At 59.2% G+C, this 13,473-nt stretch carries 6 protein-coding genes and 1 pseudogene; 5 read left to right on the top strand and 2 right to left on the bottom strand.

The genetic code is table 11. From position 1 onward, the window contains the following. Positions 1 to 110 precede the first annotated feature (110 nt). A complete protein-coding gene (locus PMI37_RS17220) occupies positions 111 to 899 on the top strand; it encodes a helix-turn-helix transcriptional regulator (RefSeq protein WP_008083067.1) in 789 nt (262 codons plus the stop codon). 253 nt (positions 900 to 1,152) lie between these two features. Then, a complete protein-coding gene (locus PMI37_RS17215) occupies positions 1,153 to 2,772 on the top strand; it encodes an FMN-binding glutamate synthase family protein (RefSeq protein ID WP_008083066.1) in 1,620 nt (539 codons plus the stop codon). A gap of 5 nt (positions 2,773 to 2,777) precedes the next feature. On the opposite strand, the pseudogene PMI37_RS17210 reads toward PMI37_RS17215, so the two are convergent. Next, a pseudogene (locus PMI37_RS17210) lies at positions 2,778 to 4,265 on the bottom strand (glucosyltransferase domain-containing protein). 367 nt (positions 4,266 to 4,632) lie between these two features. Continuing rightward, complete coding sequence (locus PMI37_RS17205; RefSeq protein ID WP_008083055.1) at positions 4,633 to 6,054, bottom strand: amino acid permease; 1,422 nt, start codon at positions 6,052 to 6,054, stop codon at positions 4,633 to 4,635. Between the two features lie 630 nt (positions 6,055 to 6,684). Between PMI37_RS17205 and PMI37_RS17200 the strand changes: the two genes are divergently transcribed. From PMI37_RS17200 to PMI37_RS17190, 3 genes are all read left to right on the top strand, one after another. After that, positions 6,685 to 7,143, top strand: a complete 459-nt coding sequence (locus tag PMI37_RS17200) for an REP-associated tyrosine transposase (protein ID WP_008083053.1) — start codon at positions 6,685 to 6,687, stop codon at positions 7,141 to 7,143. A gap of 306 nt (positions 7,144 to 7,449) precedes the next feature. Next, complete coding sequence (locus PMI37_RS17195) at positions 7,450 to 10,563, top strand: transglycosylase domain-containing protein (RefSeq protein ID WP_008083051.1); 3,114 nt, start codon at positions 7,450 to 7,452, stop codon at positions 10,561 to 10,563. Between the two features lie 174 nt (positions 10,564 to 10,737). Beyond that, a partial coding sequence (locus tag PMI37_RS17190; protein WP_008083049.1) for a dermonecrotic toxin domain-containing protein occupies positions 10,738 to 13,473 on the top strand: 2,736 nt, incomplete at its 3' end.

Here is a 13,473-nt window from a genome sequence, read left to right as displayed (position 1 = left end):
GGCAGCTCCTACAGGGGGAGTGACTCGCCCGGCCAATTCCACGATTGCCCCGTGCGTAGGTCTGGGCCAGTATGCGCAGCAGCATCCGGCCGGCCATTCAAGGTAAACCGATGACACTTTCCTTCGACGACATCACCTGGCATCGCGCCGTCGGGCAATTGATCGAGGCACTCGACAAGCCGAACTTCTGGGCGCAACTGGTGCGTCTGCTCGACCAGTACATGCCGTTCGATAGCTGGGTGGCGCTGCTGTTCAGTTCAGACCAGCACCCGCAAGTGTTCGCCGCCAGCCCCGGCGAAGAAGGCATTCCGGACGCCTTGTTTGAAGATTATCTGCGCGGGCTGTACTTGCTCGACCCGTTCTATATCGCCAGTCGCGAGCAATCACGTTCGGGACTGTTCCGCCTGTGGGAAGTGGCGCCCGAGCATTTCGAGCTGACCGAGTATTACCAGCGATACTTTCGTCTGAATGTCGTCGCCGACGAAATCCAGTTCAATTGTCAGCTTCAGGGCGAGCGCACGCTGTGCCTGTCGCTGGGCAGCAAACAGCGTTTCAGCAGCGAGCAGATTGCCTTGTTGTCGTTGATCCAGCCGTGGCTGCTCGCGCTGTTGCGCCAGCGTCTGCCCTATGAGACCAACGAAACCGCCGCGCCTGCCGCCGCCGATTGGCGGCTGCAACTGGAAACCTCGGTGCAACAACTCAAGGGCGCACAACTGACCGCCCGCGAACTGGATGTCGGGCGATTGATGCTCAGCGGTTGCTCCAGTAAAGAAATCGCCCGTAAGCTGGAAATCTCCGTAGAAACCGTGAAAGTCCATAAGAAACACATGTACAGCAAGCTGGGGATCAAATCCCAGTCCGAGCTGTTTTCGATTTTTCTTCAGGCCCAGAACGCCTGAAACAGCGCTGAAATGCTCTCCTGTGGGAATCGATTCCTGTGGTGAGGGGATTTATCCCCGATGGGTGGCGAAGCCGCCCCAAAGTCTATGCATGCGGTCTTGCAGTTAAACCGCAGTGAATGGTTTTGGGGCTGCTACGCAACCCGTCGGGGATAAATCCCCTCACCACAATAGATCCCACCAGCAGGCCCACCTGCTAGCCCGCCTGCTGGCACAGGTTTGCAACCCACTGAGTCCGAACCAGGGAAACCGTATGAGCCTGTCACTCCTGAGCCGCTACGCCTTCTTTGCCGTCTGCGTGATTTTCACCCTCGCCAGCCTGCCTTTCCTCGACCACGACTGGCTGTGGCCGATCACCGCCGTCACCGGCGTCCTCAGCCTGCTCGGTCTGTTCGACCTGCTGCAGACCCCGCACGCGGTGCGGCGCAACTACCCGATCCTCGGCAACATCCGCTACCTGGTCGAAGGCATCCGTCCGGAAATCCGCCAATACCTGCTGGAATCCGACAGCGACGCCCTGCCCTTCTCCCGCGCCCAGCGCTCGCTGGTCTACTCGCGAGCGAAAAACGAGACCGCCGACAAACCGTTCGGCACGCTGATTGACGTCTATCAAGCGGGTTTCGAATTCATCGGCCACTCGATGCGCCCGGCGCCACTGAGCGACCCGAGCAGTTTCCGCGTCACCGTCGGCGGCCCGCAGTGCTCGCAGCCGTACTCGGCGTCGGTGTTCAACATCTCGGCGATGAGTTTTGGCTCACTCAGCGCCAACGCCATTCGCGCATTGAACCAAGGCGCCAAGCTCGGCAACTTCGCCCACGACACCGGCGAAGGCAGCATCAGCCCGTATCACCGCGAACACGGCGGTGACCTGACCTGGGAACTGGGCAGCGGCTACTTCGGTTGCCGCACCAGCGATGGCCGTTTCGACCCGGAACGCTTCGCCACCCAAGCGCAAAACCCACAAGTGCGGATGATCGAAATCAAGATGAGCCAAGGCGCCAAACCCGGCCACGGCGGCATCCTGCCCAAGCACAAAGTCACCAAAGAAATCGCTGAAACCCGCGGCATCATGATGGGCGAAGACTGCGTGTCGCCATCACGTCACAGCGCGTTTTCCACGCCGATCGAAATGATGCATTTCATCCAGCAACTGCGTGAACTGTCCGGCGGCAAACCGGTGGGTTTCAAGTTCTGCCTCGGCCATCCGTGGGAGTTCATGGGCATCGCCAAAGCCATGCTGGAAACCGGCATCCTCCCCGACTTCATCGTCGTCGACGGCAAGGAAGGCGGCACCGGCGCTGCACCCGTGGAATTCACCGACCACATCGGCGTGCCGATGCGCGAAGGCCTGCTGTTCGTCCACAACACCTTGGTCGGGCTGAACCTGCGCGACAAGATCAAACTCGGTGCCAGCGGCAAGATTGTCAGCGCTTTTGACATCGCCAGCGTGCTGGCCATCGGCGCCGACTGGGCCAACTCGGCGCGCGGTTTCATGTTCGCCATCGGCTGCATTCAGTCGCAAAGCTGCCACACCAACAAATGCCCGACCGGCGTCGCCACTCAGGACGCTTTGCGCCAACGCGCGCTAGTGGTTCCGGACAAGGCACAGCGTGTGTTCAATTTCCATCGCAGCACATTGAAGGCCTTGGCGGAAATGCTCGCGGCGGCGGGGCTTGAACATCCGTCGCAACTGTCGGCCAAGCATCTGGTGCGGCGCATGTCGGCAACCGAGATCAAGCTGTTCTCGCAGTTGCATGTATTCCTCAAACCGGGTGAATTGCTCACCGGGGAAGTGAATGGCGAGTTCTATTCACGGATGTGGCAGATGGCGCGGGCGGACAGTTTTGAGCCGAATGAACCCGCCGCGGCCTGAAACGTTTACCAGCGCAGCGACCTGATCCGCGGCGGCTCGTTCATGACGATGAAGCCGTAGTCGCCGATCAGGTAAATCCGGTAGTACTGGCTCTCCACCAGCGCCGGATATCCCAAGTAACCGACGCGCGTGGCATTGCGCCGCTCGCGCTCGGCGACCACGTTGGTGATGCCGACGCTCGGCAGGTTTTCCGCGAGCAGGTAGTAGTCGACGTTCAGCAGATAAGGCAAAACCGGCAAGCGCTTGAACGAGCCGGCCGCGCCGATCAGCCAGTGACCGGAATAACTCACCGACAGGTAAATTCGCTTGGCTTCACGCAGTTCCCGGTGCGCGGCGATGTCGTTACTAAGGCTGTAGAGCGCATGGTTGGCGAAGGTTTTCTGCATCGTCAGCACGCGTCCGTAAGCAAAGGACAGCGACAGCGTTGCCAGCAGCGGGACGATCAGCAGTAAGGGTAATCGTCGGTGCTGCGACGCCAGGCCAAGATGGGCAAGGTAGAACAGCAACACCAGCAGTACGCCGAAGCCCATCAGCGTGCGCGCGCCCTCATTGAAATCGCGGAAGATCAAGGTGATGCCGGGGATCAGCAGCATGAGGATTGGCAGGGTCAGCAGACTGATCAGCTTGAACGCCAGAGCCTGTTTACGGTGCTCGGAAACCTGCGTGCTGATGCGCACAGCGCCGAACAATGCACACAGCACCAACCCGGCGAATACCCACGCGTAACCGCTGTGAAACAGCAACGCGACCTTGTCTGAAACCCGCCCGATATTGATGCCGATCTGCAGCAACGGATCGGCACTCCATTGCAGCAATTCGCCACGCCCGGACTCCATGAACGGGTACGCGGTGATGGCGTAAATCAGTATCCCCAGAACCAGTTGCGCGAGTTTGCAGCCGAGCATTTCCAGCACATCGGTTTGACGGGCAATTGCCCGAACCAACTCTACTGCGCATAACCCGAGGAACACGTTGAGACTGATCTGGTACAGCCCGATCGCCAGCGCCAGCAACGTCGCCGGGACCAGCCAGCGTTGCACTCGGGATGAGCCGTGAAAGGTAATGGCGTAAACCACCGCGACGAGGCTGAGCGCCATGCTCGGGCCGTCGTATTGGTAGGACAGATTCTGCAGCAGGAACGGGTTTTACCAGAGCGGCAACGCAACCAGGCAACTGGCCAGCGTCGGTTCAGGGAAGTAGTGAAAGGTCAGGCGAGTCAGGGCCAGGCTCATGGCCCCGGTGGCGATGATTAGCGGCAGCGGAAAGATGTCCGGCGCAGCGCCGGTGAAGGTCAGCGCCTGATACAACCAGTCAGCGAACAATCTCCCCTGCCCGGCCCAGGCATTGCCAGCCGCGAGAGCACGCCAGTTGTCGTCGATGTAGGGGAAGTCAGCGAGGATCAGCGGCAGTACATACAGCGAAGTCGCGAGCAAGAAGAACAGGACGACCTGACGGCGGCCGAGTTCTCGCACGAGAAAATCGCTGATTTTCATGGCCGCGCCTCTGGGTGGAGATAAAGCTTTGAACCTGCGCCGTGGTTTTGTATCGCCTTATCAGACCGGTGGTTACTTGGGTCCCGGCAGGATTTGGATAGGCGTCCCTCTGGTGACTGCTTTACCAGTAGTGACCAATTTTCATGTGATGACTGCTGCTTCACTGTGGCGAGGGGATTTATCCCCGATGGGTTGCGAAGCAGCCCCAAGACCATTCACCGCCGACCGCATGCACAGGTTTTACGACTGCTGCGCAGCCGATCGGGGATAAATCCCCTCGCCACAGGTTCATACGATCCTTAAGAACAGCGTCCACAAAAAAGCCCCGATCTCTCGACCGGGGCTTTGTCGTTACAGCGCTTACGACTTACGAAGCCGAACGCGCCGCACCTTGCGACACTTGTGTCGGCTGCAGCTTGAACACGTAGAACAACACCGTCAGCAGCACCAGGAACGCAGGCCCGACATACAGCGCCACGCGCGTGTCCGGGAAGTACGCCATCAGGCCGACCACCAGCACCAGAAATGCCAGCGCAAAGTACGAGCTGACCGGGTACAGCCACATCTTGTATTTGAGGCCGGCACGTTCACTGGCGCTCAGGCCTTTGCGGAATTTCAGCTGGGCCAGCAGGATCATCACCCAGGTCCAGATCGCGCCGAAGGTCGCAATCGAGGTCACCCAGACGAAGACTTTTTCCGGCACCAGATAGTTGAGCATTACGCCCAGGAGCAATACCGCGATCGACAGCAGTAGCGCACGACGCGGCACACCGTTGTTCGAGGTTTTGGCGAAACCAGCCGGCGCCTGACCGTTCTGCGCCAGGCTGTAGAGCATGCGCCCGGTGCTGAAGATGCCGCCGTTGCACGACGACAGCGCGGCGGTGATCACCACGAAGTTAATGATGCCGGCGGCGGTCTTGATGCCCAGACGCTCGAAGGTCATCACGAAGGGGCTGCCTTGCGTGCCGATTTCATTCCACGGGTAGATCGACAGGATCACGAACAGTGCACCGACGTAGAACAGCAGAATCCGCCAGAACACCGAGCCGATCGCATCGGGAATGGTCTTCTGCGGGTTCTTCGCTTCACCGGCGGTCAGGCCGATCATTTCGACGCCGAGGTAGGCGAACATGACCATTTGCAGCGACATTAATACGCCGGTCACGCCATTCGGCATGAAGCCGCCGTGCGCCCACAGGTTTGAAATGCCCAGCGCCACGCCGTCATTGCCGAAACCGAAGGCGATGATGCCAACGCCGCCGATGACCATGGCAATGATCGTGACGATCTTGATCAGGGCGAACCAGAATTCGAACTCACCGAAGGCTTTCACCGCGATCAGGTTGATCGAGCCCATGCTGATCAGCGCCGCCAAGGCCCAGATCCAGCGCGGCACATCGGGAAACCAGATGCCCATGTACACCGCCACCGCGGTGATTTCCGCAACGCAGGTCACCAGCCACAGGAACCAGTAATTCCAGCCAGTGAGAAAACCCGCCAACGGACCGAGGTAGTCTTGCGCATAGCGGCTGAACGAACCGGCGACCGGATTGTGCACGGCCATTTCGCCGAGCGCGCGCATGATCACGAGGATCGCCAGGCCGCCAAGAATGTAGGAGATCATGATCGCCGGGCCGGCCATTTCGATGGCCTTGGCCGAACCTAAAAACAGACCGACGCCGATACAGGCACCGAGCGCCATCAGGCGAATGTGCCGTTCGCCGAGTTCGCGTTTGAGCGGACCGCCCTGAGCGGTGTCGCCGTGAGGCAGGTGATTGCCAACTGGCATGGGGATGCAACCTCGTCTTGTTATTGGATATGACCACCGAGTGTCGCAGCGTCGGCCGGTAAGCCTTGGCTGCCCTGAAACCGCGCCGGCCTCGTGGGCAAACGCGTCTTGTAGGACAAAACCTGCAAGATCAGCGGGGCGTGCAGTATAAAAAGCCTTGGGCAGGGCTTTTCACTCTATAAACCACAACATTCAGCGACAACTCTCGGCATAAGCCCGGTTTGCGGAGAGGCATTCCCTGCGTTTCGTAGGAATTTTCGCCACCGAAAAAGGCGGCGAGTATTGCACAGCATTGGTGCACCGTCATGCCCCTGCTTTGGCAATATTGACGACTGGATAGCTCTATACCGGCCATTTCCAGCCTTCGCTCACTCTGTAAGCAGATGGAGTTTCTTGTGGCGAGGGGATTTATCCCCGTTCGGCTGCACAGCAGTCGTAAAACCAGTCAAATGTGGTGTGTCAGGCAAAAAGCAGTGACTGGTTTTGGGGCCGCTTCGCAGCCCAACGGGGATAAATCCCCTCGCCACAAGTCCTTCACTCAGCTCAGAAATTTCCTTCGTTCATTGCAGATCCGAGTCGGATTACCAAGCACTAGTCTTGATGCGTGATCAATCAATGCAAGGAAGCAATATGACCGTCCAACCTAACTCTCATCGCCTACGACAAGGCAGATTCTCCGAACCCGGCCGCGCTTATTTCATCACCTCAGTGATTCACCAGCGCCAACCCGTCTTCGCCGATTGGCAAACAGGCCGGTTACTGGTGGCAGAGCTTCGTAAGGCACATGACCAAAGCTGCGTAGAGTCCATTGCGTGGGTGGTGATGCCTGACCATTTTCATTGGCTGGTGCAATTGCAAAGTGGCACGCTTGCGGAAGTCATTGGCGGAATAAAGGCCCGCTGTACTCAGGACGTCAATCAGAAAACCGGGAGACAAGGGGCGTTGTGGCAGAGTGGCTTTCACGACCGTGCGATTCGTGATGATGAGGATTTGCTGCCGTTCGCCCGGTACATCGTGGCGAATCCATTGCGGGCTGGTCTGGTCAAGAAGATAGGTGACTACCCGCTCTGGGATGCCTGCTGGCTGTAACCCCACTTCATTGGTTTAGATAACCTGTGGCGAGGGGATTTATCCCCGCTCGGCTGCGCAGCAGTCGCAAAACCAATCAATGCGGTGTGTCAGAAAAACTGCATTGGCTGGTTTTGGGGCGGCTTCGCCACCCAACGGGGATAAATCCCCTCGCCACAAGATCTTCAACCTCACTGCCATTTGCCACTCCTCCAGATTTATTCAGCAACTCCCCACCCCCAACCCATCACAATTTTTTCACCACTGCCAACCACCGTCTAAGCTTCAAACAAGTCCGATCAATCTGCGTGAATGGATCAATCGACTATGGGCGCTTTGTGGCAAACCGATTCGAGTAAAACCGTGGTTCCGACTGAGAGTGTGGATCAAGCGCCTGTCCCCAAAAAACCACGCCGTCCTCGGCATGGCTGGAAGGCTTTCTGGTTGCTGCTGCTGTTTATTGCCATCGTGGTTGGCATGGGGGCGGCCAAGGAGATGCGCACCTCGCGTTTCCAGTCCACTGAGGTCAGCAAATACGCCGCATCGCTGACTTACACTCTGGAGCCCGGCCCCAGTGAAGCGATTCACTACCCCGGTAATGGGCCATTCGATTTGCGCCTGGGTTACAGCTCCCTCGATGAATTCCTGCCGCGCCTGCTCAAACGCAATTATGTGATCACCGAGCAGACCCGCTTCTCCCCCGCCCTGCTCAGCTACACCGACAAAGGCCTGTTCGTGCCCTACTCGGAAAAGATCCAGGCCGGCCTGACCATCACCGATTGCCGCGCCGCGCCTCTGTATAAATACAACTACCCCCAGCAACTCTATTCCAACTTCGCGGCGATTCCGCCCGTGGTGGTCAACAGCCTGCTGTTCATCGAAAACCGCTTTCTGCTCGACCCCAAACAGCCCCGCGCCAACCCGGCCGTGGACTGGCCGCGATTCGGCATGGCGGCGTGGTCGCAAGTGGCGAAACTGCTGCACTTGCCCGGTCAGTCGGCAGGCGGCAGTACCTTGGCGACGCAACTGGAAAAGTATCGGCACTCGCCGGATGGCCTGACCGTATCGGGCGCGGAGAAGATCCGCCAGATGGTTTCCGCCAGCGTGCGCGCTTATCAGGCCGGACCTGAAACACTGACTTCGCGGCAGAACATCGTCCGCGATTACCTCAACAGTGTGCCGCTGTCGGCAGTCCCGGGGCACGGCGAAGTACACGGTATGGCCGAAGGTTTGCGCGTCTGGTACGGCAGCGATTTCAACAAGGCCAACGAACAACTGAACAGCCCGGCCACCGATCCGAAAACCATGGCCGACAAAGGTCTGGCCCTGCGTGAAATGCTCTCGCTGATGATCGCCCAGCGCCGCCCCTCGCACTACTTGACCAAGAGCCGCGAAGAACTCGCCGACCTCACCGACAGCCACCTGCGCCTGCTCAAGCAGAACGGCGTCATCGACAACGCGCTGGCCGATGCCGCACTCGCCAGCAAGGTCACGTACCGCGACTGGCAAACCCAGCCAACCATCCAGCCGATTGAAACCAACAAAGGCATCAGCGTCGCCCGCAGTCGTTTGGCGAGCATGCTCAACCGGCCGCTGTATGACCTTGATCGTCTCGACCTGTCGGCCACCAGCACCCTGCAAGGCGACCTGCAAATGCAGGCCACCGAGTACCTGAAAAAACTCGCCGACCCGGCCTTCGCCGCTGAAATCGGCCTGATGGGCGAACGTCTGCTGACGTCGACCAGCACCACGCAAGTGCGCTACAGCTTCACCCTGTTCGAGTTGACCCCGGACGGCTCGCGCGTACGCATCCAGACCGACAGCACCGATCAGCCGTTCGACATCAATGAAGGCAGCAAACTCGAACTCGGCTCGACGGCGAAAATGCGCGTGCTGACCACTTACCTGCAAATCATCGCCGAACTGCACGACAAATACGCCGGCATGTCTGTACCGGAACTGAAGAAAGTCGACGTGCCGGATCAGGATCGCCTGAGCCAGTGGGTCATCGATTATCTGGTGCAAAACAAGGATCGCGATCTGTCGAAAATGCTCGGCGCCGCGCTCGACCGCAAATACTCGGCAAGCCCCGGCGAAGCGTTTTTCACCGGTGGCGGTCTGCATGTGTTCCATAACTTTCGCAAGGAAGACAACGGCCGCATGCCGACCCTGCGCGATGCCCTGCGGGAGTCGATCAACCTGCCGTTCATTCGCCTGATGCGCGATGTGGTGCGCTACGTCACCTACTCCGGCCCCAACAGCAGCGCCGAACTGCTCAAGGATGACCGCGACCCCCGGCGTCAGGAATACCTGGCCAATTTCGCCGACCGCGAAGGCACGTCGTTCCTGCTCAAGTTCTGGAAAAAGTACAAAAACAAAGACACTCCAGCGCGCCTCGACACCTTCCTCGACAGCATGCGCCCAACCCCGATCCGCATGGCGGCGGTGCATCGTTATCTGTTGCCGGACGCGAGCCAGGAAGACTTCAACACCTTTGTGCGTGCGCACCTCAAAGGCGCCAAACTCACCGAAAAACTCACCGATGATCGCTTGATCCGTCTCTACGATTCCTATGGCCCGGGCAGCTATGATTTGCCCGATCAGGGCTTCATCGCCAAGGTTCACCCGTTGGATTTGTGGATGATGGGCTACCTGCTGCATAACCCGGACGCGACCTTCAGCCAAATCGTCAAAGCCAGCCACTTCGAGCGTCAGGAAGTCTATAGCTGGCTGTTCAAGAGCAAACACAAAGGCGCGCGCGACAGCCGCATTCGCACCATGCTCGAAATCGAAGCGTTCCTTGAAATTCACCAGCGCTGGCAGAAAGTCGGCTACCCGTTCGATCACTTGGTGCCATCGCTGGCGACGGCGATCGGCAGCTCCGGCGACCGCCCTGCGGCGCTGGCCGAGCTGATCGGCACCATCCTTAACGATGGCGTACGCATGCCGACCCTGCGCATCGACAGCCTGCACTTTGCCGCCGGCACACCGTACGAAACCCGCGTGACCAACGATCCGCATGTCGGCAAACGGGTGATGCCATCCGAAGTCGCCACGGCCATGCGCGAGGCGCTCTCGCAAGTGGTCGACTCTGGCACCGCCAAACGGGTTTCCGGCAGCTTCAAAACCGCCGACGGCACACCGCTGGTCATGGGCGGCAAGACCGGCACCGGTGATAACCGCATCGAAGCCATCGGCTCGGGAGGGCGGATTCTCAGTTCGAAATCGATCAACCGCACGGCGACCTTCGTGTTCTACATCGGCGATCATCACTTCGGCACGCTGACGGCGTTTGTGCCGGGGCGTTCGGCGGAGAACTTCAAGTTCACCTCGGCGCTGCCCGTGCAGGTGCTCAAAGGCATGGCACCGATTCTGTCGCCGTACCTGCAACCTGATTCGCACACCCGGTGCGAGACGCCCGCCGTCGCCCAGCGCAATTGAAATCAGCGGTAAAACCAGCCTCCAAGTGAACGCAACTGTGGCGAGGGAGCTTGCTCCCTCGCCACAAAAGTCTGTGTGCACACAAGCCGATACACAAGCGATAACTATGTACCGCACACCCGGCCAGACAGCCGCGCAAACTGAAATCCTTTCGACGCCAAAAGGATTTTGCGCATGTCTGACTCCCGTGCTCGGGGCATCCACTTCGAGACCTTGAAAAAGGCCATCCCCCCCGTACTGATCAAGGCCTCGGCGACACGCCGCGCCGAGCTGCGCGAGATCCGGCCGGTGTTGCCGGCCTGGTTCACCAAGGCGTCCTCAGACCAACAACAGACACTCAGGGACGCCACCGAAGCCCTGCACCTGCGCCAGAACCAACGGGACGCCCTGTTCGACAAAATCCAGAGCATCGACAGCTTTGCGAAAAAACTGCTGGAACCTGAACTGCAGAAACTTGACCCCAGTTTCGATGCCGACAACACCTGGCTGCGCTTGTACGCACCAAAAAGCCTGGGCATTTTCGGTCTGAAAAGTGAAGCGCTGACGGTTAAAACCCTCTCGCTGTTGCAAGCGGCGTTGCACAACTTCGAATATGACGAAACCCGACCGGGGTTCTATGACACGAGTTCGTGTTTTATCAGCCGCCCGGATGCCAATGGCCATTTCGAACCGATCGCGACCCCGGTCAGCGTCGACGTATTCGCGCGCCTGTGCCGGCGTCTGAACATCGGCGAGCACTATCAGCGCTACCTGACAGACTTCCTGCGCCCGCCGAACAATCGCCTCGTCGAAAACCTGCTGCGGCAGATCAACGGCGCGTACTGCAAGCAATCCCTGCAGACAGCAGCCTGTCTGGCGCTGATCAAAAAAGACATCGGCCAGGCCGAATACAATCAGCTGATGAAAGTCGTCAAAGGCGACAGCGTCATCATGGACGGCAAGAAACAACTGCGCTTTTGCGGCTTGAGCATCATGGGGCTGCGCCTGAGCGATTGCGTGTTGTTCATCCCGTGCGAGTTACATCGCTACAGCACCGGGTCGATAATCGCCTGGATCCCGGGGGATCCCGAACACCCGGTCAAACGCTACGCCAGCTTCGAGGCATTCCAACAGGAACTGACCCGCCAACTGAGCGCCCGTACCAGCAACATTGCCACCGATGCCGGCTCGCCAACGTCCTATCAACTGTTCTTCAGCCGTTTCGTTGCGCAGAAGGACAGGTCGTATTACTTCAGACGCTTTAACGAGACTGTCAGCGATGGCCCGCCACGGTCTTTTGTCGAGAAGTGGCGCCATCACGAGCTGGTGCAACTGGGCGAACGACTGATACTCCACGCAGACATCCCACCACCGCGCGAATTCGGAGTTCGTCAGGATCCGCTGGAGTCGCCGAACTTCCACATCACCGACTGCACCTTGCCGGGCAAAGGCCCTTGGGAGGACTTCGAACTGTGGCCGGTGTTGCATGAAACAACCCTCGATCAAATGATCAGCGACGCCAGAGTCATCGCCGTGCCCAACGCCGACGAGGACGCCAAGGCACATTCCGAACGCTGGGCCAATTATCTGAATATCGGCTTTGTCGCCCTCGGCGCCTTTGCGCTGGTGGTGCCCGGACTGGGCGAACTGATGCTGGTGGTGACGGCAGGTCAATTGCTTTACGAGGTGTTGGAAGGTGCCGTGGAACTGAGCGAAGGTGACCGGCAAGCAGGCTGGGCCCACCTCACCGACGTCATCGAAAATCTCGCGGCTGGCATTGCGCTGGCGCCGGTTTTTCACTTCACCGTTTCACCCTTCATCGAAAGCCTGAAAGCAGTGCGCCTGCCAAGCGCAAAGACTCGCCTGTGGAAACCTGATCTGCTGCCGTACCGATTCAAAGGCAAGCTGCCGCCCGAGCTCGCGCGGGGTGAGCACGGGCTGTACGCGCACGAAGGCAAATCCCTGCTGCGGGTCGGCGAACATCATTACCAACTGTCGAAACAGGCGACGACCGATGCACTGGTCGTGCGCCACGCCACGCGCCCGGATGCTTTTGAAGTTCCGGTTCGGCACAACGGTTCCGGCAGTTTTGTACTCGAAGGAGAAACGCCTCGAAGCTGGGATGACACTACGTTGATGCGCCGGCTGGGCCATTCGGTCGAAGCGTTTACCGATCCGCAGGAGCTTGAGCTGATTCGACAGACCAGCTGCACGTCGCCCGACGTGTTGCGCCGCATGTACCACGAGAATGCGCCCATACCGCCGTTGCTGGCCGACACCGTGCAGCGCTTCAATATCAAGCGCGATGTGCAGGCCTTCGTCGACAACGTCAGCAGCGATGATCCGGTCAGGCAGGCCCGGGCCAGACGTGATCCGGCCAGCCAGCTGCAAATCGTCGAAGCTCAAGGATTGTGGCCTGCCGACGTCCCCCTGCGGGTCAGCAACAATCGCGGCGAGACACTCTGGCAATCCGCAGCGGCCAGGTCATCCCAAGGCCGAAAACTGGTGGTTCAGTTGAGTGATCAACAACTCAACGCAGGGCAGGGTTTGAATACAGTCCTGCAAACGCTGGAGGCGAATGGCGCACCGATTGCCCTCGACGTAGCGCCCGCCGAGCTTGAAGCGCATCTGCAGACACGCATTGCCGACAGCGCAAACAGTCTGCGTCGGCAATTATTCGAGCAGCGTTACCAACCTCAGGAACGAACGGTCAACCCGGCGCGAACAGTGTTGACCGAGGCATTCCCGGCGCTGCCGGCGCCGCTCGCCGACACCTTGCTGGGCAACGCCACGCCAGCCGAACTCAACCTGATGAAGCAGCAACAACGCTTGCCATTGCGCCTTAAGCAACTGGGCAACGAATTGCAATTTGAAACCCGCAGCACTCATGCCTGGCAAGGTTTTCATCATGACTGGCTGGGGACCGCCGAC

The organism is Pseudomonas sp. GM80 (assembly GCF_000282515.1).
Classification (GTDB): Bacteria; Pseudomonadota; Gammaproteobacteria; order Pseudomonadales; family Pseudomonadaceae; genus Aquipseudomonas.
The sequence above is the reverse complement of the archived record's forward strand: the minus strand, read 5'-3'. Positions and strand labels throughout refer to the sequence as shown.

What these genes read in the sequence shown, in the direction of transcription:
- PMI37_RS17220 (WP_008083067.1), top strand. Translation starts at nt 111, where the DNA reads ATGACACTTTCCTTCGACGACATCACCTGGCATCGCGCCGTCGGGCAA.
- PMI37_RS17215 (WP_008083066.1), top strand. Translation starts at nt 1,153, where the DNA reads ATGAGCCTGTCACTCCTGAGCCGCTACGCCTTCTTTGCCGTCTGCGTG.
- PMI37_RS17205 (WP_008083055.1), bottom strand. Translation starts at nt 6,054, where the DNA reads ATGCCAGTTGGCAATCACCTGCCTCACGGCGACACCGCTCAGGGCGGT.
- PMI37_RS17200 (WP_008083053.1), top strand. Translation starts at nt 6,685, where the DNA reads ATGACCGTCCAACCTAACTCTCATCGCCTACGACAAGGCAGATTCTCC.
- PMI37_RS17195 (WP_008083051.1), top strand. Translation starts at nt 7,450, where the DNA reads ATGGGCGCTTTGTGGCAAACCGATTCGAGTAAAACCGTGGTTCCGACT.